Here is a 25,655-nt window from a genome sequence, read left to right as displayed (position 1 = left end):
CAGATAAAAGCGCTATTTCACCTGAATAATGTCCATAAAATAGATATTTTTACCGTTATTTTTATCTTTTAAATTAAGAATAAATTAATATCCATATCGTTATATTTCCAATAACATAACGTAATGATTCTAACAGGGTCACTGCATTTATGTCTGGCAAGGGACGGTCCTGTCCCCTTGCATTATCTTATAACAGGGGAAAAATATGCAAACAAAAATCACATTATCCTTGGTGCTGACTGCACTTTCGTATACATCAATGCTCCAGGCTGCCGAAAGTGTTGCTCTCGATACGGTCGTCGTCGACGAAAGTGCCGAGAGCAACATGGAAGCGACTGTCGCGCCCGATACGCTCGCCGGCGTACAATCTTACTCCGAAGCGGGGATCAAAACATTTTCAGCGCAAGCCAACACATCGGCGCTGAAGGGGATCAACATGTCCCCTTCCGTCAGTTTCAATTCGGTGGATGCCTTCGGCTCGAACGAGAGCTCCTTCCACGACCCGATGCGCATCCGCGGTAAAAACCAGTCGGGGCCCGGCGGTGTGCTCACGGTCGAAGGGCTGCCGTTAAACAGCAATCCCGGCGGAGGAAAAACCATCTACGACATGGAAAACTTCGCCTATGTCGACCTCTACAAAGGTTACATGCCGGTGGACAAAAGTCTCGGCTTCTCCAATCTTATCGGCAAGGTCGACCTGATCATCGATAGGCCGAAAAACAGCTTTGCCGTCCAGCTCTCGCAGATGGCGGGAAGCGACAACGCCGCACGCACTTTTATGCGGGTGGACACGGGTAAAATGGGCGATGTGTCGGCCTTCGGCTCCTTCTCCTACACCCAGGGGGACAAATGGAAGGGTGACGGCGACCTTGAGCGCTATAACGGGATGCTGGGATTTGCCTATACCCCGAACGACCGCTTCAAGAGCGAACTCTATGTCATCATGAACAAAGATACCCATAACAACTACTACCAGATGACGTATGAGGAGGCCAGCGACCTCGACACCTATTACGACAAGGACTACGGCAAGGACGCTACAAAAGCCGCCTATGCCGATTACAACAAGCAGAAGTTCGAGGACACGGCCGTAATGGCCAACATAGAGTACGCCTTTGCAGAGGGCTCCAAAGTCAGTTTCAAGCCCTACTACCTCCATGACAAAGGGGAGTACTGGTTCGATACCGCCCCTTCAAATCCGGCCAACACCGCTGTCAAACACTGGCAGATCGACCATGACCTCTTCGGCGGCGTGGCGCAGTACGAGCAGAAGATTCTCGAAGCCCTGCGCCTCAAACTCGGCTACTGGATGCACTGGCAGCAGCCTCCGGGACCGCCGACCGACCAGGAGCTCTATGACGTCAGCAGCGGAACACCTGTCTATACAAAGACCGCCATTCAGGCCGAGACCGATTATCATGAGTTCAATTCCCCTTTCATCGAGTTTTCCGGCGAAAATAGCGGTTTCTCCTATGTCGCGGGGCTGCGCTACCTGAACTTCAGACTGGCAGGGATAGACAACTACAAAAACGGCTCGATCGATCCGCTCTCAAGCGTTGACGCAAAGATTTACAGAGAGTGGCTGCCGAGTCTCTACCTCGCCTACGCACCTCAGGAGAACCTGCACTTCTATACCGACTATACAAGAAGCTACGGTTACGATGTCAATCTCTTCCCGTTCTATGTCTCCAACCAGAAACAGGGACAGAACTTCGCGGCAAAAGGGATCTCACTGCAGCAGTTATGGGACAAACAGCAGCCCGAGCTCTCCGACAACTTTGATTTGGGGATGACGTATAACACCGGGGGGATCACCCTCAATCCGAACCTCTTCTTCACCCGTGTCACCGGTAAGCAGGCAAGTCTGTATGATGCCGAATATGATGTCGTCTATCCGACCAACAACGCCGATGCGATGAGCTACGGCTTCGAACTGACCGCCAGCGGTGCCGCGACGAGCTACCTTGATTTCATGGTAAGCGGCTCGTACAACCGCTACTACTATACGGAGGACCTCCAGACCGGTGCGACCAAGACTGCATCCATCAAGGGAAACCAGATCCCAGACGCCCCGAAATATATGGCCAACGCGGCCGTGACCTACCACGAGGGCGGGTGGCAGCTGACCCCTTCGCTGCGTTACTACTCCGAGCGCTACGGCGATGTGGACAATACCCAGAAGATCTCCGGAGCGACACTGGTCGATATCGATGGTTCCTACACCTATAAAAAACTCTGGGCGTTCAAAGAGGCGACCTTCAGGGTGACGATGACCAACCTCTTCAACCGCCAGTACATCTCATCCATCATCACACCGGACAATGCGCTCGCGGCCAACACGACAAAGACCAGCTATCAGGCCGGGGCGCCTTTCGGTGTCTATGCCGGTATAGCGCTCAAGTTCTAGGCGGAGAAGATGCGACGCCTTCTTTTTCTCTTCACCCTTGCCGGCACGCTTCTCTATGCTGAACAGAAGATCAAAATAGCGGCGGCGGCCGGCTACAAAAAGCCCCTACAGGAGGTCATAAAAGCCTATCGGCAGGAGGGAGGTTCCCCTGTCAAGGCCATTTTCGGCAATGTCAGACAGATCTCCGTTCAGGCAAAACACACCGATATCGCTCTTCTGATCGGCGACCGTAACTACCTCAGTGACCAGAGCGGCCTCGCCTTTGACGGGTTCACAAGTCTCGGAAGCGGCAAACTGGTGCTTGCCTACCCCAAAAATACCGCCCTGACGGCCTGCAGCGACCTTGCGCAGGAACGTGTCCGTGCCATTGCCATTGCCAAGCCCTCCAAGGCGATCTACGGCATCGCCGCAGAGACGTTCCTGCAGCGCAGCGGCCTCTACGAAACGGTCAAAGAGAGACTTCGTATTGTCGCAACCGTTCCGCAGGTCACCGCCTACCTGGTGGCCAACGAGGTCGATGCCGGGCTCATCAACCTGACCGCGGCGCTCGCAAACGAGAAGAAGCTCGGCGGCTACCTGGTCATACCGCAGCAGTACTATGAGAAGATCGACATTGTCGCGGGCACTCTGCCCGAATGCAGCCGCAGCAGAGACTGCCAGACCTTCCTCGACTACCTGCGGGGTGAGCGGGCCCGTGAAATATTCAAAAAGTACGGCCTGTGACGATCGAGATGGGACAGATCATCGGACCGCTGCTGCTGAGTCTGAAAACGGTCATGGTCTGCAGTACCCTCTTTCTTCTTGTCGGCATACCCGCCGCCTATTATCTCGCCAAAGAGGACCTGCGGTTCAAATGGCTGTTTGAGAGCGTCATCACGATGCCCCTCGTCTTTCCGCCGATCGCACTCGGCTTTTTCCTGCTGATACTGCTGGGGCGCGACGGCGTGATAGGCGCTTTTCTGGGGGAGTTTGACATCACCGTTATCTTCGAGTTTCCGGCCCTCGTCATCGCCGGTTTCATCGCCGGCCTCCCGCTGATGGTCAAACCCCTCCAGTCCGCCATAGAGCACTTCCCGAAGCCGATCGTCGAAGCCTCTTTCATCAGCGGTAAGGGGGAGATGCAGACGCTTTTTGCCGTCATACTGCCGAGCATCAAACGCAGTCTGATCGCCGCCCTGCTGATCGCCTCGGCGAGGGCACTTGGCGAGGTGGGCATCACCCTAATACTCGGCGGCAACATCATCGGAGAGACCGACACCATCTCGCTTGCGCTCTACAACGCCGTCATAGACGGCGAATACGATCTCGCATGGCAGCTAAGCGGCGTATTGACAAGCATCGCCCTGGTGCTCTTTTTCTTCCTGAACATCCTGCAGAAAAAAAACAACTATTAGAAATGAGAAAAATTGGTCAGAAAAAGCCTCCCGATCGCGGGAGATGCTAGGCCGTTTTGTGCCTGAAAATCTTGATCGCAGAGAGTATAAGCAGCAGCGAAAGGCCCACGGTCAGTAACCCGGCCGGGACAACACCGAGCAGCAGCGCTCCGATGCCGGCACCGACGATGGAGCCCACCACCATAGAAATCAGAAGCCCCCGCTCCTGGGAAAGTACCTCGAAAGCGGCGCCCCTGCTGTAACGGAAAAAGCCCACCAGCATCGTCGGCAGGCTGACCGCCAGCGAAAGGCTTCCTGCCAGCTTGATATCGACGCCGTAGAGCAAAACGATCGTCGGAATAAGCAGTTCTCCCCCGGCAACACCGAGCACCGCCGCGACCATCCCGATAAAAAAACCAGCCGTGACACCCGCCAAGGTACGCGCCCACAGCGTTTCGAAAAAGAGCTCTTCTCTCTGCATAAAGGAGGTCTGGTCAAGCAGAAGAACAGCAGCCATTGCCAAAAGAAGCACCATGATCACCGCATCGAGGGTCTGCTCCGATATACGCATCGCGATACCGGCCGAGACCCATGCGCCGATCAGGCTGCCGCCAAGGAGGTTGAGGATGATCGAAGTATGATCGGCCAGCATACCGAACGATATCTCGTGCATACGGAAAAAAAGGGCGAAAAAGACGACGACCAGCGACGTGGCTTTGTTGAAGATGACCGCCTTCAGCGACGGTAGACGAAAGAGTGCTTTGAGGATGGGCAGCCGGAACTCCGCGCCGCCCAGCCCGATGAGACCGGCCAGCGATGCGACCGCAGCCGCCGCGAAGAACCCCGCGCGGTTTCGTCTATCTGATCGTTTCAAGAATCGAGACATCACTGGCCTTGATCAGTGCGGTAACGGTATCGCCGACCTGCAGGTGCAGACGCTCTGCAGATTCGCGGGTGATGACACTCTCGAGCAGGGCCTTGCCGAAACGGAGCTTTACGCTGCAGAGCAGCTGCCCCTCCGTCAGACTTTCGACCGCACACTCAAGACGGTTGGAGATACTGAACTCCCCCTCCAGCACTTTGGCCAGAGCAATACTCGAGGCTTTGACGCCCAGGGTCACGCTGTCGCCTGCCGCAAGCATGCCGTCAAGCTCAAGCGACATCATCCGCATCGGCTGGCCGGCGGCATCAAAGCTGACAATACTGACACTGTCAACGCTCTCGATAGACGTTACGCTCGCACTGATCTTGTTCATTCTACTATGTACCCGTACGCTTTCAGGATCGCCTTCGCCTTGGCACTCAGGATAAAGTCGTAAAAGGCCCGGTATTCGCCGTTGCCTTCACTGTTTTTAAGCAGGACGATCCCCTGTTTGATCGGCGTATAGAGCTTGGGATCGACCGCCGCCCAGTTCACCCCCTCTTTGTACTGTGTCATCTTGTCGCTGTAGAGCGAGGACTTGGCGATCAGACCGATGTCGGCCGCCGTGATCGCATAGGTGACGGTCTGTGAGATCGATTCGGCAAAGACGAATTTTTCTTTGGCTTTCTCGTAGACCCCGCCGTTCTTCATCGCCTCGATTGCCGCCTTGCCGTAAGGGGCCGTCTTGGGGTTGGCAACGGCGATCTTACCGATCTTGTCGCTTCCAAGCAGCGTGATCCCCTCTGCGAAATTCTGCTTCTTGACGCTCAGGTAGGCCAGTGCCCCCTGCGCATAGACCACCGGCTCCGTTACGGCGACCTTGTCGCTGTAAAGGGCCTGCGGGTACTTCATATTGGCCGCCATAAAGAGGCCGTAAGGGGCACCGTTTTTGATCTGCGCCGTCAGTTTTCCGCTGCTGCCGAGCGTCACCTGCACCTTGGTATCAGGATGGCTCTTGGCGAATTCCGCCTTCAGTTCATCGATGGCGTAGCTGACATTGGCCGCCACCGCGATGTTGATCTCGCCTGCGGCAAGGGTTGCCGCGGCAAATAGCAGTGCTAATAAAGACTTTTTCATTTTCTTCTCCTCCTCTTATTTTGCGATCATAACGTCGGTCGATTTGATGATCGCGAACACTTCGCTGCCCTCTTTCAAAGACAAGTCGGTTACAGCCTCATTTGTAATAATCGCCACAATAATATCGCCGCTGACAAGCTTGACATCGATCTCGCTGTTGACAGCGCCTTTTGTGATCTTAACGACGCTGCCCTTCAGTTTGTTACGGGCACTGATGTTCGGTATCCCACCGATCGCGATCAGAACGTGCGAGGCTTTGAAAAAACCTGTCACATACTGACCTGCTTCCAGCCCCAGCATCTCTGCACTCTGGTTGGTGATGATTGCCGATAGTTCGGTACCCATCGGCGCTTTCAGCGTCACGGCGGCATTCACCGCACCCTTTTCGACCGCCGTAACAGCCGCTTCTATCTGATTTCTTGCACTGATTTTCACTGTTTTTCCTTTTAGAACAGGTAGTTAAGTTCGAAACGGCCGTCAAGGCTGTCCGCATCGGTTTTTTCGGTGTCGGTATAGCCCAGTCTCAGGCGCCACTGCAGCTCGATAAGAGCCGGAACATTCTGCACAAAGCCGACGTAGTAGAAGTTCTCGTCAAAGTAACCCTTACTCTCATCCGCATCGGTATGAAGGATCGAGGCCTGGATAAAGAGGTCGGTGTAGATCCCCTTCTTGTTGGCATTTCGCTGCAGCTCGATACGGTAGCTTTTGGTGTTTGCCATCCAGTTGTAACGCGCCATCGAACGGGTGTAGCCTGCCGTCGGGAAACCACGCCACGGAGTGATCAAGTCGGCCTCGTCAAAGACCTGCGAATAGCCGAGGTTGAGCTTGTAGAGGCCATAGCTTCCGACCAGACGCGCCGCGACCATCTGTGAATCAAGCGAGTCTGCCTCTTTGTAACCACCACTCTCGCCACTCAGACCGGCCAGTTTTCCACTGTAGGAAGCCCCGCCGATCTCGCCCGCGCCGTTGTCAAACTGTTTGATGTAGCGCACACCCGGCGTCAGGGAGAAACTCCCCATGCCGATCTTGTAGTTTGCCTCGGCCATTACCTCCGAGACCAGCTCCGGTACCGCGTAAAACGAGGCGTCGAGCTTCAGGTTCGCAACCGACTGGTTGTGAAGATCACCGACGATCAGCGGTGCTTTCGTGCTGACACCGGCCTCTTTTAAACGGGTATAGGTGAGCCCTTTGTGCATCGCCGAGTCGTCATTCTCGCTCCAGTTCGGACTCACTGAAGAGGTTGAATTGGCATCGCCGTACATCAGCACCGAGTGTGCCTGGGTATGGTCACGCAGCTTCTGCTGATAAAGGTAGGCGAGTTTGACACCGGTGTCCGGGATCACTTTCGTCTCGACGACCAGACCGTCGAAAGTGTTCGGAATCATCTTGGTATCGTTGGACTTGGTATAGAAGGTCTCCACCAGCTGACGACCGGCGATAATCTGGGTCTGAGGGATACCGCGGTAGCGCACATAAGCCTGACCAAGGGTACCCATCGACTTGTTCCCCGTATTGGCATAGTCATAACGGCTCAACACATCTTTGCCCGGTTTCAAGCTGCCGACAGGGTCATCCGTGCTGTCAAAAAAGGCGCGCGAGTAGTAGAGTCCTCCGCCAAAATCAAAGCCGTCCAGCGCTGCACTCTTGTAGATCAGCGATCCGCCGAGGCCGCTGACAAGGTGGTTTTTCTGCGTGTCGCTCTCTTTTTTCCAGTTGTAGTAGAAGGTGTTCGAACGCAGACGCCCGTAGAACATCCCCTCTGAAAACATTTCCGTAAAGCTCTTCGCAGAACCCGGATTCTCGTTATAGACCTCCTGGTAGTTGGTCTTGAGTGTACGCTTCGGAAGTTCCTCATTCCCAGATACATTCGACGTCAAAAGCAGTGCTACGGCCAATATGCCCGCACCTGTTATTATGTTATTCATCGGATTCCTTTCTTTTCTTATCTTTTTTTGTTATACTGATTGCAGCTTATATCAAAGCGCCTTGCTTGCAGTTGCCGCTGCAAGTTCTCTGTCCGGATTGTGATACTCTTCCTCCTTTTTGTCGGTTTTTGTTTTTCATTGTCAGCTCATAATATATTTTAATATATAACGCTATACCAAAAAAAAGGCCCTCTACTGAAGGCCAAGAATGATATTACTCGCCTTGCAGAGGGCAACGACCGGCTTCCCTTCACTCAGCTGCAGTTCATCGAGCGACTCGTTGGTCACGGTGGAGCAGATCGTATTGCCCCCCTTGAGATTGACGATCACCTCGCTGTTGATGCTTCCACGCTCGATGCGCTCCACCGTCCCTTCAAAGCGGTTACGGGTACTGATCGCCAGATCAAGATCCGTACTCAGTATGACCGATCCCGCTTTGAAAAGCGCATACGCCTCGGTATCGATCTGAAGGTCGAGCGACTTGATCGAGTCGTTGGTGATGATGGCAGTGATCGTATCCTCACCCTTAAGACGCAGCACCACTTCACTGTGAACCGCCCCTTTATGGATCTTGACGACACTTCCCAAGAGCTGGTTTCTGGCGCTGACGCGCATTGTCATCCGCTCAAGCAGACGCAGGTGCCCCTCCTGTGTATTGATACGCAGGGAGAGGTTGTTAAGGAAACGCTGATGCTCTTCATGCAGCACCGTATAGGTCTCGATGATCTCCCTGCCGTACGGTGTCAGCCGGGTACCACCGCCGCCCTTTCCGCCTGTCGAACGCTCGACAAGCGGTGCTTCGGCAAGGTTGTTCATCGCATCCACGGCATCCCAGGCAGCTTTGTAGCTCATCTTCATCGCTTTCGCCGCTTTTGAGATTGAACCTGTCTCGCCGATCTGTCGCAACAGCTCTATCCGTCCCTGTCCCAGAAAACTGTGGTCCGCTTTACTGATCCAGAGTCTACCTTCAAGTGCATTTTCCATACCACTGCCTTACTTTTTTTTACTTGCAACAACCACATTTACCATGTGACTGACGTCAAAAAAATCTTTTACGTAGTATACACGATTATATAAGGAAATGCAATCCACACCAGCCGGAGGGCATAATTTTTTACAGACAGCGCCTGAGCGTTTCATTTCCATTATTAATGTAAGGCCGTAAGTAAAAAATGACGATTTACAATCAAACCAACGATATCAGCCAGATCTCTATTTTTTTCATTTTGCAGAAGGAGGGAAGCGTAAATATATGTCTAAAAATAAAGATTCAGCAAACTTTAATATTCTAATCGTTATATTTTTTAATATATAATGAAAATGACAGCATGTCAACGAGGAACCTTTTCATTATATATTACCCCCGATCCTTTGCGCGATGGGCCTTATTCCCGTATATTCTCCTTTCAGTCACTGAACATACCCGAACTCAACAAAAACATCGCGAAAGGCCTTTTTCCCTAGTTACAGTCCACTTTTATTCATGTTGTATTTATTCTGTGATGCAAATAGAATAAAACAGCACTGTTTCCCTTCCGAAAGGACTAAATGGTCCACCTCTTGTGTTTATGACTCTATACAGAGTTAAGAACGCCTTAACAATCCAAACGTTATATTTTCATTTATATAATGAAATGGCTTTTAGCCTGGAGGCTCTTCTCTGCGTTATATACCCATCTACCCATCAGCGATGTGTCCGTAAATATTCTCTTTTCTGACAGCCATGCTAAAAAGCAGCAGACATACAGATGCATCGAAAACGGGAGACAAAAAGGAAATCTATGCGAAAACTATATGTGATCAGTCTGTCGGCGTCGGCACTGCTTTACGGCGGAACCACCGTCCCCCTTGGGAGTGTCGATGTTGCCACTGCTCCGATTACGGTATCGTCCGAAGGCATCGTCCCATCGCGTAACACCTCGCTACCGAAAAGCGCTTCAACGCTTGAAGAGACCATCACCCGCGAGACGATCGAGGCCCTGAACCCCTCCGATATCTTTGATGTGCTGCAGTATGCCAGCTCTGTTTTTATCCAGAGACAGGGGCGCAAAGCCCCTGCATGGGTCAAAGTCCGGGGCAACCGCTCTCTGGGGATCATTATCGACGGAATCTACATCCCTGCCGCTGTCACCAGCAGGATACTTGCCACCCTTCCGGTCGAAGCGATCGAACGCATCCGCATCGTTCGGGATTCTGCTACGTTGAACCTGGGACCGCTTCCCAACGGAACCGGTGGTCTGATCGGCGGCGATGATGCCGGCTACCTTGTTATCGAAACAAGACTTCCCTCCATAAGCAGTGAGGGGACCCTGCTGCTGCAGGGGGAGAGTTTCGACCGAAAACATGTCAACGCGATGGCAGGCACGCTCGGCGAGAACGGCTACCTGAACTTCATCGCCGACTATGACAAGAGCAACGGTGACCCAGACTGGACGACCGGCTTTGAAAAACGTTCACTCTATGCCAAAGGCGGGCTCTTCTTCGGCAATTGGACTTTCGACGCACAGGCCTTTCTCACGGATACGGTCCAGGAGCTGCAGCGAAGCACCACCCCGGGGGTGAGCGACGCCAAATGGAGCTATGACCCGATGCGGATCGCGGAGGGCTCTGCCAAACTGGGCTACACCTCTTCTTACGGCGTCACATCGCTCTCCTATGCCCACAGCTATCTTAATTCCCAGCTGCAGCAGGAAAAGTGGAGCGACCCCGACTACCATGCGACAGAGGAGCAGCGCGAGAACTTCGATGATCTGCGGCTCGATCACGCCGTCTCGTTGGGCGACCATACCCTGCGTGCCGGTCTCGAAGGGATCTGGTGGCATACCCCGACCGGCGAATACTTTTATACCGGATGGGAGAAAAAAGAGCGTACCGCCGGTATCTTTATCCAGGACGAGTGGCAGCTCGGTGCGTTCAGCCTTGATGCCGGTCTGCGCGTAGACAAAACGTGGATCGATATCGGGTACGAACAGATCGGGCCGAAAAAAGTGCGCATCGAAGACCAGAGTTACGAGCCTGTCATGGCGGTCGCGGTCGGGGGACGATGGGACTATACAAAAAGCAGTGCGCTCTTCATCCGATCCCGGCTTAGCACCCAGAACGCACCCGATGTCGAGACCGAAGACAGCTCTTCCCTCCCTGCCAGCAGACGTTATAACATCGAAGGAGGCTGGGAGAACAGCAGTTTTGTATTTCTCAGACCGCGCCTCAGCCTCTATTTCCTCAATGTCATGGACGCGCCCTACGTCTCATCGCAGCACCCTGATCCTGAAGATCCGACCGAACTGGTCAACGTCTACAGCGACAAAAGCTGGCATGAGTACGGTGCGGAGCTGGCGCTGGCGGGAACGCTCTCTCACCTCTCGTACCAGCTCTCCTACAGCTACAACGCCAACAACGACGAGCTTCTCGACAACCGCATCCCGAACTCCACCTTCAACGGGGTCGTCAGCTACCGTCAGAACGGCTATGAAGCGACGCTTGGCGCCTATTATGTCGACCGGTTTGAAACGGTCAACAAAGCCGGTACCGGCGACGCCGGCGGCTACACCAACGTCGATCTCTCACTCGGATACGCATTCAGGGCCCTCAGTGTCGACAACAAAGTGCAGCTCTATGCACGCAACCTTGCCGATGACGATTACGAATCGATCTACGGTTTTCCCAGCATGGGGCGTGTCGTCGGTGCCAGCTACAGGCTGGCATTCTGATGGCGATGCGTAAAACAGGGGCACCGCAGCGTTTCGATGCGATCGCAAGAGAGGTCTTTGCCCCGCTCTACCCCGTTATGGCCGGCAGGATCCTGGAGAGCTGCGGCATGCAGGAGGGGCACTGCCTCGACCTCGGCTGCGGCAGCGGCTGGCTCGGCAGAGCCCTGGCGCAGCAGAGCCGCTTCTGCGTCACCTATCTTGACATTTCTGAGGCGATGCTCGAACTCGCCGAAAACCATGCACAGGGCTGCGGCCTCGCCGAACGTACTTCGACACTCTGCAGCGATGTCCATGCCATCGGACTCCCCGACGCAAGCGTCGACCTTGTGATCAGCAGGGGTTCCTTCCCGTTTTGGAACACGCCGGAAAAAGCGGTTGCAGAGATCTTGCGTGTACTGCGTCCTGGCGGTCACGCCTTTATCGGCGGCGGTTTCGGCAATGCCGAAATAAAAAAGGAGGTATTTGCGAAGATGGCGCTGCGCGACCCGCAGTGGCAGGAGCGCATCAAACGCCACAGCGTGCCCGATGCGGCAAAACGGCTGGTAGCAGGGGTCATGGCCCTGGACGCCTCCGAAATCGAGATCACACGCGACGAGAGAGGCTTCATGGCCCATTTTGTACGCTGATCCTTGAAATGTGCTACGGCAGCCTCAACGGCTGTGGCGAAAGCCTTTCGACGGGAAGTTGTCGTAGAGGTAGTCGGCGATCAGGGAGAGTTCCGCCTCCGTGACGGCACCTTTTTGCGACGGCATCACCCCGAAACGCCGGATTGAACGCGGCAGGCATTTGGCCTTTTTCTCAGAAGGGTTTAGGGCGTAGTCCGAGACAAAGGCCGTCGCGGCCTTCCGGTCACTGAACGCCGCTTTGACATGAAACATCACCCCCATCGCCGGCGGCGCTGTCAGACCCTTTTTCTTCTCCGGTGTCGGACGTGTCTTGATATGGCATGCGGCGCATTTCGCATCAAATAGGGCCTCGCCCTTTGAAGGCTCGCCGCCAAACGCATTGGTAGTCAAAATCGCAGCAAATGCGAAAACGGTGATAGATCTTTTCATTATTTCTCCTCGTTCGGCGTATCGGTAATGATCCCGATACGCCCGATATCTTCATTTTTGACGGCCGAAACCGCTTTGACGAAACTTTCGTGACGGCTCTTCGCGTCTGCAGCGATCACCACTTCAAGCTTCGGATTGTGCTGATGACGCGCTTTCAGCAGCTCGGGCAGCGCATCGAAACAGAGCTCTTCCTTGTCCACGAAGAGCGTCCCTTCCCGGTCTATAGAGATTACCAGCGGTTTTTTATCGCTCTCCATCACCTCTCCTTCGGCACTTGGCAGGGCCAGTTCGATCAGCTTTATGTTGAGAAAGGTGGTCGTCGTGATAAAAAAGATCAGCAGTATCAGCACCAGGTCGATCAGGTTGACCGGTGCGATGTCCATCGCAAAGTTGACCCTGCGCCTACGCCGTGCCATCAGCACCCTTTTGCCGACTCATCAGCAGCGCCTCTGCACGCAGCGAGAGCGAAAGCGTCCAGACCTCGAAGCTCTTGAATGCCGCCATGGCCGGGATCGCGATGCTCAGCCCGGCTACCGTGTCTACGAGCACCTTGCGGATACCGCCTGCGATCACTTTGGGATCGCTCAGACCGACGCTTGATACCCCGTCAAAGACCTGAAAAACCCCCAGAAAGGTCCCTATAAGTCCCAGCATCGGAGCAAGAACGGCAATGAGCCCCAGCACCGTACTGTAGCGCTGGAGCTGCTGCTCGAACCGGCTCAGCAGAAGATCGAGCCCACGCTCGTCCCCCCAGTCGCCTCTTAACAATGTCTGCAGCGGCGACGTCTCCCGCACCGCAGCATGCGGGTCCGCCTCGATACGCGTCATTTCCCGATGCGTACGGGCCAGCTCGTAAAGACGGTCGGCCGTTAGCGTCAGCAAAATGATACTGGCACCGAAAAAAGTCTTGACGACCCAGTCGCTCTGCACGATAAAACTAATAATCTCTTCCATGATCTCTCCTAACTTAGATGGTAATCTATCGTAATCTCAAAACTGCGTTTCACCATCGTCTCCGGTGGCTTTTCGAACTGTTCTATCTGCCTGAATATCTCCAGCGCGGCACGGTCAAGAAGACGGCTGCCGCTTTTTTTCAGAAGCTTCGTCTCGATGATCTTCCCCTCAGAATCGAGAAAGAAAACGACAGTGACCTCCCCTTCGATACCGAAGCGTCTGGCCTGGTGCGGATAGTACTTCTGGCGGCTTATCCTGCTGTATAGCTTGCCGTAATAGGCCTCGACAATGTGCTGTGACTCACTTTTTGAAGGCTGCGGTACTTCAGGAGAGACCGCCTCTTCCGTCGGCACGGCACTCACTGGCATTTCCTCTTCAGCCGGAACCGCCTCCTGGACCTTCGGTGGCAACGACTCCGCTGGTTCCGGCACCGTCTTGCGTGCCATCTTCTGCGGTTCGGGTTTCAGCGTATCTGCCCTCTTTGTTTCCGTTTTCGGCCTCGGAAGCGGTTTCGGCGCCGTTTTTTTCACCTCTTTTGGAACGCTCTTTCTTTTTTTGGCCGGTTCCGGTCTGGGCGGTGTATAGAAGGTGAGTACGACCGGCTCCTCGTTGCTTTTGTGCACCTCAGCCGTGCTCTGTTCGGGATAGTGCACGACCCCGGCGATCGCTCCGAAGACGCTCAGGCAGGCCAGAAAGAAAAAAAACAGCAGCCGTTTCATACCTGCTTTCCTCCGAAAGCATCTGGCACGCAGAGACGCATCCCCGAAGGGTGGTCATGCATCGATACCCTGACATCATAGAGCTCGTCGATACGTTCCGGGGTGACCACCTCTTTCGGTGCACCGTCCGCGCGTACCGTTCCGTCGCGGAGCATGATCACCCGCGTCGAGACCATCATCGCATGGTCGGGATAGTGCGTCGATTTCAAAAAGGTGTACCCCTGCGAAGCCAGTGCGTCGATCTGCTGCAGCAAGCGCAGCTGGTTGCCGTAATCGAGCCCCGATACCGGTTCGTCCATAATAAAGAGGCTCGCCCCCTGTGCCAGTGCACGGGCGATCAGGACCAGCTGGCGTTCGCCCCCGCTGAGCATCGTATAGCTCTTGCCGGCATACTTCAGCATACCGACGCGTTCGAGCGCCTCTTCTGCCTTTTCACGGTCTTCTCTGCTGTATCGCGAAAAGAGCGACTGTGAAGCGATCCGCCCCATCAGCACCACGTCAAGCACCGCATACCCGAAAGCGCTTCGGTGCGACTGCGGAACATAGGCGACCATTTTTGCCCGCTCACCGAAAGAGATCTCACGGAGATCTCTTCCCTCCAGAAGGACCCGGCCGGCATCGGGCGCGTTCAGCCCCGTCAATATTCTGATCAGCGTCGACTTCCCGGTTCCGTTGGGGCCAAGCAGCGAGACCACCTCCCCCGGGCGGATATGGAACGAAATCCCGTCAAGCACCTTGCCGTGTTCATAAGCGAAGTGGATATTCTCGGCGCGCAGCATCAGCCCCACCCTTTTTTGGCGTTTCTGAGGATGATGACAAAGGCCGGGATCCCGACAAGAGAGGTGAGGATGCCGATCGGGATCTCCGAATCAAACATCGTCCTTGATAGGGTATCGACCAGAAGCAGGTAGGTGCCGCCGAGCAGCGCGCTGGTCGGGATCAACAGCCTGTTGTCCGGCCCCACCGCCATACGTGCGATGTGAGGAATGACAAGCCCCACCCAGCCGATTACCCCCGCCGTCACCACCGTGAGACTACTGATCAGGGTTGCCGCGGTAATCGCGGCAATGCGGATCCAGCGGACGTTCACGCCGAGAGCACGCGCTTCGTCATCGCCCATGCTGAGGACGTTGAGATATTTCGACAGCAGCATCAGCGTCGCTATGCCCAGAAGCATCGGCAGGGCGACACCCAGCAGCGTCGAGCGCTCGACGAGCGCAAACGAGCCCATCAGCCAGTAGACGATCGAAGGAAGCTGGTCGTAGGGGTCGGCGGTGTATTTGATAACGGAGAGCAGCGAGGTAAAGAGCGAGGTACTGATAATCCCCCCAAGAACGAGTATCAGAATACCGCTGCCGCGGTACATCAACGCGATGCCCATCGCAAAGAGAACCGCGATCCCGCCGAAAGCGAAAGTGAGCAGCTGTACGACGAACCAGCTTTCGGAGAGCAGGATGCCCAATGCCGAACCGAACGAGGCTCCGGCAAGCACCCCCAGCAGGCTAGGTGATACAAGCGGGTTGACGAACATCGACTGAAACGCTGCTCCCGAAACCGACAGGGCCGCGCCGACCAGTACGGCCGCGATGATTCTCGGCAGCCGCAGTTCGAAAACGACACTGCCCGCAATGTCGGGTGCCGTTCCCTGTAGCAACGCACTCCAGGTGTCAAGCCCGATAGGATACTTCCCTATTCCCAGCGCCAGTAGCATGCTCAATACCAATACCCCCGTCAATGCGGAGATGCTCAGGGTCCTGCTCATGGTTGCATCATCTTTCTGCGCTGCTGCTCTTCAAGGGAACGGCCGAAAAAAAGGTCGAAAAAGCGCGTTATCTCGGCATTTAGATCCTCTTTAAAGTGCTCCGGATAGAGGGTGGCAGCCAGCCATTGTGTCCCGATCAGGCGCATAAACGAAGGCGGACGGTCCAGCCAGTTGATCGGTGTTTTCGGCACATAATAGACCGCCTTCTCCTTGACCGCTCTCAGCAGTCCCCACTGAGGATCGTCAAAGATGGTACGGTAGAAGTTCCTATCCTGTACCAGAATCGCATCGGGCTGTCTGGCAAGTAGCGATTCGAAGGAGACCGCTTCCATCCCGATCAGCGAACTTTGTTCACAATGGTTGATATTGACGGCCCCGGCCGCTTCGATAAAATTGGCATGGAACGAGTTGTCGCATTCGCTGTTAAGCCCTTTCGGACCGAGAGCATAATAGACACTCTTGGGCTTTTTCACCCCTTTACGCAGCGATGCAAGACGGCTGTTGACCGTTTCGGCATACGAAGCGAGCGCTTCGCCCCGCTGCTCTTTTTCAAAAAGTTTTCCGAGGAAACGAAAGGTCGCCGGCAGCTTCTGCATATCATCAGGCTCCACATAGATCACCGGGATATCGGCACCGTGCAGGCTCTTTTCGATCATATTGTTCAAAAAGGCGTTGTTCCAGCCGATGATCAACTGGGTCCTGCGTTCAAGCAGCTTTTCGGCGCTGCTGCCACCGGCGTTGCCGTGCCACCCTTTGAGGATCGGAAGTGTCTTGAGGCGCGCATCGAGGATATCGGAACCTCTGTTGTTCGGGTTGTCAAGCGGGAAGTTCAGCCCCACCAGTGCCTCCGGTTTAAAGAGGACAACCAGATAGGTCGTCGGCGGCGAGGAGCCGAAAACGCGGGTCAGGTTCGCTTCGACGTCCACGCTGCGTCCCGCCATATCGGTTATCATGCGGGCATGAAAAGTGCTGCCGAGCAGCAGAAATATCAGGATCATACGTAACATTTTCTCTCCTTAAAGCCCGAACTCATGGGCAATGGTCTCAAACGGATAACGCTTGGGCATCTCAAAACCGGTACGGCGGTTGATCATGCGGATCGAGAGGGGCTCGATCCAGCTCCAGAACTCCCGGAGATGCTCTTTAGGAAAGGCGATCTCTTTGAGGGTCTTTTTATACATCATCAGCCAGATCTCCCGCGCTCTTTCATCGATCAGAAAGCGGAAATGGCGCTCACGCAGCGCCGGATGGCCGTACTGCGATGTAAAGACGCTCGGACCGCCCGTTGCCTCAATAAAAAAGTCGGCTGTCTTGAGAACGGCAGCTTCAAAAGCGGCATTGTCGGCCGGGAACATCTCCCCGACGGCGCTCTTGCGAAGCAGGGCATGGTGATGGTAGACCATCTCCTGGATCCGTTCCTCTCCCATCGCACCGAAGATCCGTTTCGAAGGGAAAGGAACCGCCGGGTAGACAAAGTCGACCTTCGGCTCAACTTTCCTCACCTCATCGCCCGCAGGTGTAAAACGGGCATTCACATTGCACTCTCTAAAGGTAGAGATCGCCTCTTCATTCATCGTAACTCCTTGATTTTTTAGTTAACAGCACTATCGCTGCGCAAGCATGACAAGCGAGGCTGCCGTATCTTCGTGACATGTGGAGACAGGCCGCAGGCTCAGATGGGTCACGCCCATCGCTCTGAAATAGGCCATGCGTTCACGGCACTCCTGGGGTGTGCCGACCAGCGACTCACGGAAACGGATACCCTCTCCGGACGCCTCACCGAGCGAACGTCCCCTCCGGCGCATATGTTCCCGCCGTTTTCCCACCTCCTCGGTCATCCTCCGCTGCACCTGTTCCCCGTCGCTGTCGCAGAGAAAATAGCGCGAAAGCATGATGGCCGGGGCCCGCCCTTCCGGATGGGCCGACCGGTAGGTAGAGACAATCCCGACAAGCTCTTCGAGCGGCCATTTATGGCCGAACATCACGCCAAGTCCGTTTTCGGCAGCCAGCTGTACTGCCGCGGTATCGCGGGTGGCCACGAACCATGGGGTGTCATGCGAGAGCGGCGGCATCACCTCTTCGCTGCCCCGAAGTGCCAGCAAAGAACGCAGGTTGCGCATCATCTCTTCACGTGCATTTTCCGGCGTGATATGCTCCAGATGGGTATAGAGGATCTCACTGCGTCCCCCCTTGCCGAATCCCCATAGCAATCGTCCCGGATAGAGCGATTCGAGCGTGCCCATCGACTCCGCCATACGGGTGGTGTCATGCAGTCCCGGCAACAGCGTCGCCGCCCCGAGATTCAAGCTCGTCTGTGCCCCGGCTGCCGCCATCAGCACCGGGATCGTTGAGCTCATTCGTGTGGGGTTATGATGGTGTTCGGTAAACCAGAGGGTCTGCAGACCGCTCTGCTCCGCCGTTCGGCAGAGCTCCAGAAAAGCTGCGCTCGCTTCAGCAGGAGTGGTGTCGGTCGCATCCCCGACAAGCGTAAGTCCCAGTTCCATGATCAGTAGCTGTAGGCCAGCGTCATGAAAAACTCGCGTCCCGCTTCGGGAAAACCAAGATCGTACGCGTAGTTCTTGTCCAGGAGGTTCTTGACCCCGGCTGCGGCTTTCAGGCTCTCGCCTATCGTATAGGTCGCCTTGAGATCGAAGGTGGTAAACGAAGGGACCTCCAGATAGTTTCCGCTGCTATCCTGCGAATAGGCACCGTCTCTAAAGTGCATATTCCCATACAGTGATAACGCTTTAGTCAGCGCATAATCCACATAGGCGAAAAGCTCGTGTTTCGGGACATTGATCATCTTCTCGCTGCTCTGATCAAGGTTGTTGACGTTGATATAGGCATAATTCATACCGCCCTGCCATGCACCGCGCATATAACCGAGGTCGACCTCGAAACCTGTATGTGCAAAATCGCCGATGTTCTCATTACGGGTACGGTCTACGCCGTCAAAAGTGTCATAGTAGACGTTTTGGATCGCATCACTGATACGGGAGTAGTAGAGCGACGTGGCCAGTAAGAATCCCGACCTTGCAAACTGATAAGCAAGCTCATAATGCGTTGCACGCTCTTCGCCCAGATCCGGGTTTGCGACAGCATAGCCTAGCTTGCGTGAATAGCGCTCTTTCATAGTCGCCAGGTGGGTCTTCTGTGCGACGCTGGCACGGAGCGTACCCATCCTTCCGAAACCGTAAAGCAGTGCCAGCTGAGGGTTTAACGCGCCCTGTGCTTCACCGCCACTGACGTTCTGGTCTTTGTTGGTATCGTAGAATTTCCCCGGTTTCATGCGGTCGTAGCCGATGCCGGCGATCACTGAAAGGACCTCCGTCGCCCGGTAGGTCCCTTCAAGACCGAACGAATAGATATCGTCGTGGTACTCCTCTATCAGGGTCGACGCATCCGTCACCTTGTCAATGTCGTAGCCGCGGTGGACATCTCTCTTGTAGTTGACGGCCGCTTTGATACTGTAATCGCCCAGTTCAATGCCGTACTCCAGCCGTCCTCCGGCACTATAGTCGTCATATTCGCTTTTGAAGGCATACTTCTTGTTCATCGTCGTATAATTGGCGTCATCATAGGAATCAAGCGCATTGTTATAGGTATCGTAATAGATGTTCCCTCTAACATAACTGCCGTCAAAGTTCTTCCGGCCGTTTAGACTGATACTCTCTTTATCCCATTTCGGCCAATCCCAGTATTTGGTCCGGCTGTACGCGGGGTCCGTCACCGGCGGCTGCTCTTTTTCCGCCTGCTGGTTCGCGTAAGAGAGTGCGATCTCGCTCTTGTCATCGGCAATATAGCCGATCTTGAAGCTCACCTTCTTGTCTTCGCTCTGCGAACGCAGCCGGTCGCCTGCAGGCTGCTCCGCTGTAGCCTCATAATCGTCGCTGAGACGGAAATGGTCCTGTTGCATATAGCTGGCGCTCAGCTGCGCATAGATGTTCTCCTGACGGGTGCCGACATTGAGCGCGCCGAGATAGCGGGCCATTGTGGCATCACTGTCGAGCACTAGTGTCGTACCTATCTCCGCTTCAAACGGCTTGAGCGGCTTTTTCGAGACAAGATTGATGACCCCGGCAAAGGTGTTGGCCCCGTAGAGAACGGAGGAAAACCCTTTTGAAACGGTGATCTCCCCGAGATCCGAAGTCATAAAACGGCCGTAGTCGAAGTTACCGTCATACGGAACGTAAATCGGTACCCCGTCTGCAAAAACGGCGATACGGCGGGCATCAAAACCGCGGATACTGACCGTGGTCTCGTTTCGCCCGCCCATATTGCCGACATAGACGCCGCTGACATTGTTGAGCGCATCAGCGATCGTCTCGCTTGAGTGCAGTGTCATCGCTTCGTCCGTCACCTCTGTTTCAAACAGCCCGACTGACTCTTCAGTCGTCGCAACGCTGACCTTTCCCAGATCAAAGCTCTCCGCCTGCAGGAGACTTGAAGCCAGCAGGGCTGCAAGCACCGTCGATTTTTCATTTTTCATTTGTATCCTTTTGATTTGATATGCCGCTGTCGAGGATTACAGCCTCCAGCCGGACAAGGTTGCGGACATGGCGCGGTCCGGTGATATAATCCTGCTCGGTATAGAGACCGAACATCCCGTCCTCATCCACGACCAGGACCCTCTCACCTACCGGCGTGTTGACAAGCTCCTGGTAGCTGAACGCCACACTGTAGCCGTCCCTTCCCGAAGCAAGCACGACCGCGCGGTTTCGGTCGCCGCGGCGGGAAACCTTCAGCCCGGACGCTTCAAACAGCGTGCGCAGCAGTACCCCTTTGCGGCGCTTCGGTGCTGCTTTTGTCTCGCCGCTCATGCAAACCAGCCCTACCTTTTCAAGTTCGGTCTGCTTCATGGCTGAAAAGGCGCCGCTGTCGATGCGAAGCGGTTTCTCGACACTCCCCCCGATCTCAAGAACACCGGCCTGTAAAAGGGCAAAACCCAGCAGCAGTGCTATCACTGTCTTCATCGCTTCTCCTCCTGTCTCGGGTACAGCAGCAACCGGATCTCATCCGGCGACATCTTCCGCTTAAAATAGAGTTCGAAAAAACCCTTCAGCGATTGCACCAGCGCCCCGTCCGTTGCCTCCGGCCATAAGCGATGCTGCAGCCACTCCAGGCCGGCAATGCGCATAAACGAAGGGGGACGGTCAAACCAGTTGACCGGCGAACGCGGGATGGGATAGACCTTCCCCTCTTTGACAGCCTTCAGACGCGAAAAACGTTCATCCCCGAAGATCTTTTTGTAAAACGACGGGTCAAAGACAATGATGAGATCGGGATCGTAGAGCAGCAGCTGCTCGACCGTGATCTGTTCCATCCCGAACCCGCCTGTAATGCTGCAACGATGGACATTCTCTCCGCCGGCCCTCTCGATCAATTCGGCATGGACCGAACCCGAACACTCCGTTTTAAGCCCATCAGGCCCTTCCGCGTAGTAGACGCGCGGCGCTTTTTTTCCGCTGTGTTTCAGACGCACCGCCTCCGCAGCCTGTAGCCGCCGCTCAAAATCGTCGGCCAGTGCCTGCCCTCTCGCCTCCTTCTGAGTGATCTTTCCGAGCGTTCTGAACGCTTCGGGATAATCGTCAAGACGGTCTATCGGCAGCGCGCAAGAGACCAGGCCGAGCCCATCAAGCGTCTTTGCGATACGCCCGAAATCACCGCGGTAGTTCCACGTGATCGTCAGATCAGGCGCCACCGCTGCCAACATCTCGAGGTTGGGTGTCCGTCCCTGTCCGAACCAGCCTCCGATGACGGGCAACCCTGACACATCGCCGAAATAGGCCTCTTCATGTCGGCGCAGCGGGAAATTCAGACCAACGAGCAGAGAAGGGTCAACCGCATAGAGCAGATAGTTGACCGGCGGAGATGCCCCGTAGATATGTTTCGCAACAAAAGGGAGACCGGAGCACTCCTTCATTTCGGACGCAGCAAGTTGCAGAAACAGAAGCGGGAGCAAAAAAAGCCTTTGAAACATGACAAACCTTTATATAAACATATATATAATGAAGAGTAAAAACATTAAAAAATTACACAAATGCCAAAATAATAGGCAGTATTTTTCCGAATTGTATGTTAATTTCGCTATATTGTCAATAATATAACGAATAATCGGGACAGGCCGTTCCGTTTATTATCAGGAGGAGACAATGCAGACACCGTTAACATTTTGGGATGAGATGGCCAAACGCTATCCGAGTTATGACGACCCGGCCATGAGAGAAGACGTCAGCAAGATCATCACCTGGTGCGAAAGCACCGGTATTGACTTCCGGGAGAAAAGGGTTTTGGACATCGGCTGCGGCACCGGTACGGTCGCTATCCCTCTGGCCCAGCGCGGCGCTCATGTCACGGGCATCGATATCTCCGCGCTCATGCTTAACAAATTCCGCACGGATGCCCGGCGCGCAGAGGTCGGTGAGCTGGTCAGCATGCGCAACATGGACTGGAAAAAGGCGGCTGAGCCTAACAGCTACGACATTGTCATTGCCTCCATGACACCGGCGGTCACGCACGACGATGAGATCGAGAAGATGCTGCAGTCGGCAACGTCATGCGGCATCTACGTCGGCTGGGGCGCCTACCGCATCAATAAAATGCTTGAAGCACTCTTTGAAGCTCACGACTGCTCCTATCCGACGATGGCAGGCACGACCCGGCGATTCGGCGATGCCATGACCCGGCGTGGTATCGAGCATAAAATACATTTTTTCACCACGGAGTGGGAGGAGAGGATGAACATCGATGACGCGCGCTGCTACGCCTACGGTCAGCTTGAACGCCAGTCGATCGAACCCGATCCCTGCAAAGTTGAAACGATACTCCACTCACACCGCACGGGCAACATCGTCTGCTTTCACACCGAAGCGGAGAAAGGGGTCGTACTGTGGCATGCATAACATCCTCTCTCTACGGCGGTACGCATGATGCGTAGCGCCCTATTTGCTTTTTTTGACAATCCGCACCGGGACTTCACCCGTGCCCTGAACGAACAGGTCTCTCTCGTACGCGAAGCCGAGAACAGAGGGCTCGATGAAGTGTGGGTAAGCGAGCACCACTTCAACGACTATAGCGTCAGTGGACCGATCTTGCCTCTGATGGCCTACCTGAGCGGTGTTACACAGCGTATAACCGTCGGCTCAGCCGCCGTTTTACTCCCCTATCACTCGCCGGTCATGGTCGCCGAAGCACTGGCCGTCATGGAGCGGCTGAACCCGGGAAGGATCCTCTTCGGCATGGCCAAGGGCGCTTTCCCCCTTGATGACAGCCATTTTCGCTCGGACCCCGTACGCAACAGAGAAGCGCTCTATGAGGCCGCCCTACTGATACAGCGGCTGCTCAGCGAGAAGAACGTCACTTTTGAAGGAAACTATTTCAACCTGAAGCAAGCGACGGTGGTCCCCTCCCCATCGGGAATCATCCCCGGCCATATCGCCACCTTCGGCTCGGAAGAGAGTGTCCGGTTTGCCGCAGAACACGGTTTCGGGCTGATGATGGGACAGACGGCGACACTAGAGCAGCTCTCTGCCGCCGTTACTCTCTACAAACGCTGCAGCGGCAGAACACCCGAACTGACGCTGCTTCGTCTCTGCTACATTGACGAAGACGGCAAACGTGCACGTGCACAGGCGCTGCTGTCGGCACACGCCTTCTCAGAGCGTATGCTTGCAGTCAAAGCACAGAACACGCCGCGCAGCGACGCCGGCTTCGGTACCACCCGCAAAACACTCTTCGCTTCACACCCGATGGCCTCCGCTGCACTGGCCGGTACCCCTCAAGAATGCCTTGAACAGCTACGTGGCTACCAAGAGGCCGGTGTCACCTCACTCGCCATCCGGCCGGGGGGAAGCAGCCTCGAAGAGAACATCGCCATCATCAACGCATTTGCAGAGATCACCAGCGATAAGAGTGTCTCTTGAACATACGTCTCTTTCCAAAACCGATCTCCTTCATGAAACAAAGGCTTTTAGCTTGTCTTAATGGCATGAGTGAGAGAATGTCGCATCAATATAGGGCGGCGAAATGACACTAACACCTCAGCAGATCAACGATTTTCAGACAAACGGGTTTCTCCTTCTTCCCAAGTTCGCCGACCCTCAGCGCTGCGACGCCATCCTTGAACTGGCAAAAAAATATCTGGCAGAAAAAAGTGAACCGCTGGAGAGCGAAGAGGAGTATCTGCAACAGAACAGCTCGAAAAAAACAGTGCGCCGTCTCCGTCAGGTCTATGACAGGGATCCGCTGTTTGCAGAGTGGATGACAGAGCCTGAAATACGCCCTGTTTTGGAGCAGCTTCTCGGAGAAGAGCCCCGCCTGCTCCTGGCCCATCATAACTCCATCATGACCAAGCTGCCGCATGTCAGTTCCGTCACCTCCTGGCATCAGGATATCCGCTACTGGCACTATGAGAACGACAATCTTCTGAGTGTCTGGCTGAGTCTGGGCGATGAGTATCTTGAGAATGGCCTGCTTGAGTTTATTCCGGGAAGCCACAAGATGAAATTTGCACCTGAGCAGTTTGATGCGCAGTCAGGCTTCAGAGAAGACCTGCCGCAAAACCGGGCCATCATCGCCAAACGGGTCCATTTTGACCTGAAAAAGGGCGACGTCGTATTATTCCACGCCAAAACACTGCACTATGCACGTAAAAACAATACGGACACACCCAAGATATCGTTTGTTTACAGTGTGCGGGCATGCTCAAACAAACCCATACCAAATACACGCAGCGATTACAGGGAAGTGGTTCTTTAGTTCCCCAGGCATGGACCGGCAAGTTCCATCAGAGCCGGTTCGATCTCATATTTTTTGTTAGCGACATCGGCAATGGACTTATAGTTAAGTTTACCGCTGTTATAGCAGCATATCTTGTCTTTTTCACCTCTCAGAAGCCCGTCAATGCCAAAGGCAATAAACCGGTACGCCATCAACCTGTCCCTGCTTGTCGGATTGCCGCCGCGCTGGATATGCCCCAAAATCGTTATCCGTGATTCGATACCGATCTTCTCTTCAAACCACGCAGCGATCTCCTGGGAGGACTGTCTTACCCCTTCTGAGATAACAGCCAAAAAGTATCGGCGTCCCTCAAGGAGCTCCTGCCTGAACCTTGCTTCATACTTGCGCAGATCATAAGAGACCTCCGGAATAAGACAGAGCTCGGCACCCGAAGTGACGGCTGAGACAAGCGCCAGATAACCGCAGTCACGTCCCATTGTCTCGACTACAAAGGCACGTTTGAACGACGATGCCGTATCCCGAATGGCATCGAGTGCCTCTCTGATGATATTGAGTGCCGTATCGACACCCAGACAGTAATCCGTACCCGCAATATCGTTGTCGATCGTCGAAGGGATCCCCGTAAATGCAATCCCCTGCTCTTCATAAAACTTTTCCATTCCGCGGAAACTGCCGTCGCCGCCAAGCACAACCAGTTTGTCGATGCGGTGTTTGTCCAGATTCTCTTTGGCTATTTTGCGGTAAGAGGCTTCCATAAAACGTTTTGAACGTGCCGAGCCGATCTTGGTACCGCCTCGGTTGATAATACCGCTAACGTCCTGATAACTCGCGCTAACGATCTTGTTATCGATCAGCCCTTCAAAACCGTCATAGACCAGATAGGGGGTCAACCCTTTTGCAATGCTGTATTCGACAAAATACTTGATGGCGGGGTTCATACCGGAAACATCTCCGCCAGAACATAAAATAGCTATGTTTCCCATATCAATTTTCTCCTCTAGCTGCGATGGTT

27 protein-coding genes are annotated in these 25,655 nt (G+C 54.6%); 8 read left to right on the top strand and 19 right to left on the bottom strand.

Going from position 1 to position 25,655, the window contains the following annotated elements:
* Positions 1-205 precede the first annotated feature (205 nt).
* Genes WCY20_RS00220 through WCY20_RS00210 form a run of 3 tightly spaced genes read left to right on the top strand, consistent with a single transcriptional unit; the run spans position 206 to position 3,801 of the window.
* On the top strand, positions 206-2,407 hold the full coding sequence (locus WCY20_RS00220) for a TonB-dependent receptor (protein ID WP_345976124.1): 2,202 nt from the start codon (positions 206-208) through the stop codon (positions 2,405-2,407).
* Between the two features lie 9 nt (positions 2,408-2,416).
* Entirely contained in the window at positions 2,417-3,130 is a 714-nt protein-coding gene (modA, locus tag WCY20_RS00215) for a molybdate ABC transporter substrate-binding protein (protein WP_345976123.1), read from the top strand.
* Positions 3,127-3,801 (top strand): ABC transporter permease subunit, encoded by a 675-nt coding sequence (locus tag WCY20_RS00210; RefSeq protein ID WP_345976121.1) that lies wholly within the window; start codon positions 3,127-3,129, stop codon positions 3,799-3,801. Before modA (WCY20_RS00215) ends, WCY20_RS00210 begins: the two co-directional genes overlap by 4 nt.
* A 46-nt stretch (positions 3,802-3,847) precedes the next feature.
* Here the strand turns inward: WCY20_RS00210 and WCY20_RS00205 are convergent, their stop codons facing one another.
* The 6 genes from WCY20_RS00205 to WCY20_RS00180 form a co-directional block, all read right to left on the bottom strand.
* A complete protein-coding gene (locus tag WCY20_RS00205; protein ID WP_345976119.1) occupies positions 3,848-4,654 on the bottom strand; it encodes a sulfite exporter TauE/SafE family protein in 807 nt (268 codons plus the stop codon).
* Positions 4,638-5,036, bottom strand: a complete 399-nt coding sequence (locus WCY20_RS00200) for a TOBE domain-containing protein (protein WP_345976117.1) — start codon at positions 5,034-5,036, stop codon at positions 4,638-4,640. Before WCY20_RS00200 ends, WCY20_RS00205 begins: the two co-directional genes overlap by 17 nt.
* Positions 5,033-5,779 carry a molybdate ABC transporter substrate-binding protein gene (gene modA, locus WCY20_RS00195; RefSeq protein WP_345976116.1) on the bottom strand — a complete coding sequence of 249 codons (747 nt, stop codon included), beginning with the start codon at positions 5,777-5,779 and terminating at the stop codon, positions 5,033-5,035. Before modA (WCY20_RS00195) ends, WCY20_RS00200 begins: the two co-directional genes overlap by 4 nt.
* Positions 5,780-5,794: 15 nt before the next feature.
* Entirely contained in the window at positions 5,795-6,214 is a 420-nt protein-coding gene (locus WCY20_RS00190) for a TOBE domain-containing protein (RefSeq protein WP_345976114.1), read from the bottom strand.
* Positions 6,215-6,225: 11 nt separating this feature from the next.
* Positions 6,226-7,704, bottom strand: coding sequence for a hypothetical protein (locus WCY20_RS00185; RefSeq protein WP_345976113.1), 1,479 nt, complete (start codon positions 7,702-7,704; stop codon positions 6,226-6,228).
* Between the two features lie 192 nt (positions 7,705-7,896).
* Positions 7,897-8,688, bottom strand: coding sequence for a TOBE domain-containing protein (locus WCY20_RS00180; RefSeq protein ID WP_345976111.1), 792 nt, complete (start codon positions 8,686-8,688; stop codon positions 7,897-7,899).
* 797 nt (positions 8,689-9,485) lie between these two features.
* Between WCY20_RS00180 and WCY20_RS00175 the strand changes: the two genes are divergently transcribed.
* Together WCY20_RS00175 and WCY20_RS00170 are read left to right on the top strand one after the other, a co-directional pair.
* The gene (locus tag WCY20_RS00175) at positions 9,486-11,414 is read left to right on the top strand and encodes a TonB-dependent receptor plug domain-containing protein (RefSeq protein WP_345976109.1); all 1,929 of its coding nucleotides are present in this window, start codon (positions 9,486-9,488) and stop codon (positions 11,412-11,414) included.
* Entirely contained in the window at positions 11,414-12,040 is a 627-nt protein-coding gene (locus WCY20_RS00170; protein ID WP_345976107.1) for a class I SAM-dependent methyltransferase, read from the top strand. The genes WCY20_RS00175 and WCY20_RS00170 overlap by 1 nt, the downstream gene beginning before the upstream one ends.
* A 24-nt stretch (positions 12,041-12,064) precedes the next feature.
* Here WCY20_RS00170 and WCY20_RS00165 read toward each other — a convergent pair whose 3' ends face one another.
* The 12 genes from WCY20_RS00165 to WCY20_RS00110 are packed head-to-tail and all read right to left on the bottom strand — an operon-like array spanning position 12,065 to position 21,884.
* A complete protein-coding gene (locus tag WCY20_RS00165; RefSeq protein WP_345976105.1) occupies positions 12,065-12,469 on the bottom strand; it encodes a c-type cytochrome in 405 nt (134 codons plus the stop codon).
* Positions 12,469-12,885 carry a biopolymer transporter ExbD gene (locus WCY20_RS00160; protein ID WP_345976104.1) on the bottom strand — a complete coding sequence of 139 codons (417 nt, stop codon included), beginning with the start codon at positions 12,883-12,885 and terminating at the stop codon, positions 12,469-12,471. The genes WCY20_RS00165 and WCY20_RS00160 overlap by 1 nt, the downstream gene beginning before the upstream one ends.
* Positions 12,872-13,423, bottom strand: a complete 552-nt coding sequence (locus WCY20_RS00155) for a MotA/TolQ/ExbB proton channel family protein (protein WP_345976102.1) — start codon at positions 13,421-13,423, stop codon at positions 12,872-12,874. The genes WCY20_RS00160 and WCY20_RS00155 overlap by 14 nt, the downstream gene beginning before the upstream one ends.
* Before the next feature lie 8 nt (positions 13,424-13,431).
* Positions 13,432-14,142 carry an energy transducer TonB gene (locus WCY20_RS00150; protein WP_345976101.1) on the bottom strand — a complete coding sequence of 237 codons (711 nt, stop codon included), beginning with the start codon at positions 14,140-14,142 and terminating at the stop codon, positions 13,432-13,434.
* A complete protein-coding gene (locus WCY20_RS00145; RefSeq protein WP_345976099.1) occupies positions 14,139-14,921 on the bottom strand; it encodes an ABC transporter ATP-binding protein in 783 nt (260 codons plus the stop codon). The genes WCY20_RS00150 and WCY20_RS00145 overlap by 4 nt, the downstream gene beginning before the upstream one ends.
* Entirely contained in the window at positions 14,921-15,904 is a 984-nt protein-coding gene (locus WCY20_RS00140; protein WP_345976097.1) for an iron ABC transporter permease, read from the bottom strand. The genes WCY20_RS00145 and WCY20_RS00140 overlap by 1 nt, the downstream gene beginning before the upstream one ends.
* Complete coding sequence (locus WCY20_RS00135) at positions 15,901-16,911, bottom strand: ABC transporter substrate-binding protein (protein ID WP_345976095.1); 1,011 nt, start codon at positions 16,909-16,911, stop codon at positions 15,901-15,903. The genes WCY20_RS00140 and WCY20_RS00135 overlap by 4 nt, the downstream gene beginning before the upstream one ends.
* A gap of 9 nt (positions 16,912-16,920) precedes the next feature.
* Complete coding sequence (locus WCY20_RS00130) at positions 16,921-17,478, bottom strand: globin (protein WP_345976093.1); 558 nt, start codon at positions 17,476-17,478, stop codon at positions 16,921-16,923.
* 30 nt (positions 17,479-17,508) lie between these two features.
* Positions 17,509-18,408, bottom strand: coding sequence for an LLM class flavin-dependent oxidoreductase (locus tag WCY20_RS00125; RefSeq protein WP_345976091.1), 900 nt, complete (start codon positions 18,406-18,408; stop codon positions 17,509-17,511).
* Positions 18,409-18,410: 2 nt separating this feature from the next.
* Positions 18,411-20,393 carry a TonB-dependent receptor gene (locus WCY20_RS00120; protein ID WP_345976089.1) on the bottom strand — a complete coding sequence of 661 codons (1,983 nt, stop codon included), beginning with the start codon at positions 20,391-20,393 and terminating at the stop codon, positions 18,411-18,413.
* Positions 20,383-20,877 carry a hypothetical protein gene (locus tag WCY20_RS00115; protein WP_345976088.1) on the bottom strand — a complete coding sequence of 165 codons (495 nt, stop codon included), beginning with the start codon at positions 20,875-20,877 and terminating at the stop codon, positions 20,383-20,385. Before WCY20_RS00115 ends, WCY20_RS00120 begins: the two co-directional genes overlap by 11 nt.
* Complete coding sequence (locus WCY20_RS00110) at positions 20,874-21,884, bottom strand: ABC transporter substrate-binding protein (protein ID WP_345976087.1); 1,011 nt, start codon at positions 21,882-21,884, stop codon at positions 20,874-20,876. The genes WCY20_RS00115 and WCY20_RS00110 overlap by 4 nt, the downstream gene beginning before the upstream one ends.
* A gap of 172 nt (positions 21,885-22,056) precedes the next feature.
* On the opposite strand from WCY20_RS00110, the gene WCY20_RS00105 reads away from it, so the two are divergent.
* From WCY20_RS00105 to WCY20_RS00095, 3 genes are all read left to right on the top strand, one after another.
* On the top strand, positions 22,057-22,806 hold the full coding sequence (locus tag WCY20_RS00105; protein WP_345976085.1) for a class I SAM-dependent methyltransferase: 750 nt from the start codon (positions 22,057-22,059) through the stop codon (positions 22,804-22,806).
* Between the two features lie 24 nt (positions 22,807-22,830).
* Positions 22,831-23,826, top strand: coding sequence for an LLM class flavin-dependent oxidoreductase (locus tag WCY20_RS00100; RefSeq protein ID WP_345976083.1), 996 nt, complete (start codon positions 22,831-22,833; stop codon positions 23,824-23,826).
* 103 nt (positions 23,827-23,929) lie between these two features.
* Positions 23,930-24,661 (top strand): phytanoyl-CoA dioxygenase family protein, encoded by a 732-nt coding sequence (locus tag WCY20_RS00095; protein WP_345976082.1) that lies wholly within the window; start codon positions 23,930-23,932, stop codon positions 24,659-24,661.
* Here the strand turns inward: WCY20_RS00095 and WCY20_RS00090 are convergent.
* Complete coding sequence (locus WCY20_RS00090; RefSeq protein ID WP_345976081.1) at positions 24,658-25,626, bottom strand: 6-phosphofructokinase; 969 nt, start codon at positions 25,624-25,626, stop codon at positions 24,658-24,660. The genes WCY20_RS00095 and WCY20_RS00090 overlap by 4 nt on opposite strands.
* Positions 25,627-25,655: the final 29 nt, after the last annotated feature.

The organism is Sulfurimonas sp. HSL3-7, from assembly GCF_039645985.1.
Lineage (GTDB): Bacteria > Campylobacterota > Campylobacteria > Campylobacterales > Sulfurimonadaceae > Sulfonitrofixus > Sulfonitrofixus jiaomeiensis.
The sequence above is the reverse complement of the archived record's forward strand: the minus strand, read 5'-3'. Positions and strand labels throughout refer to the sequence as shown.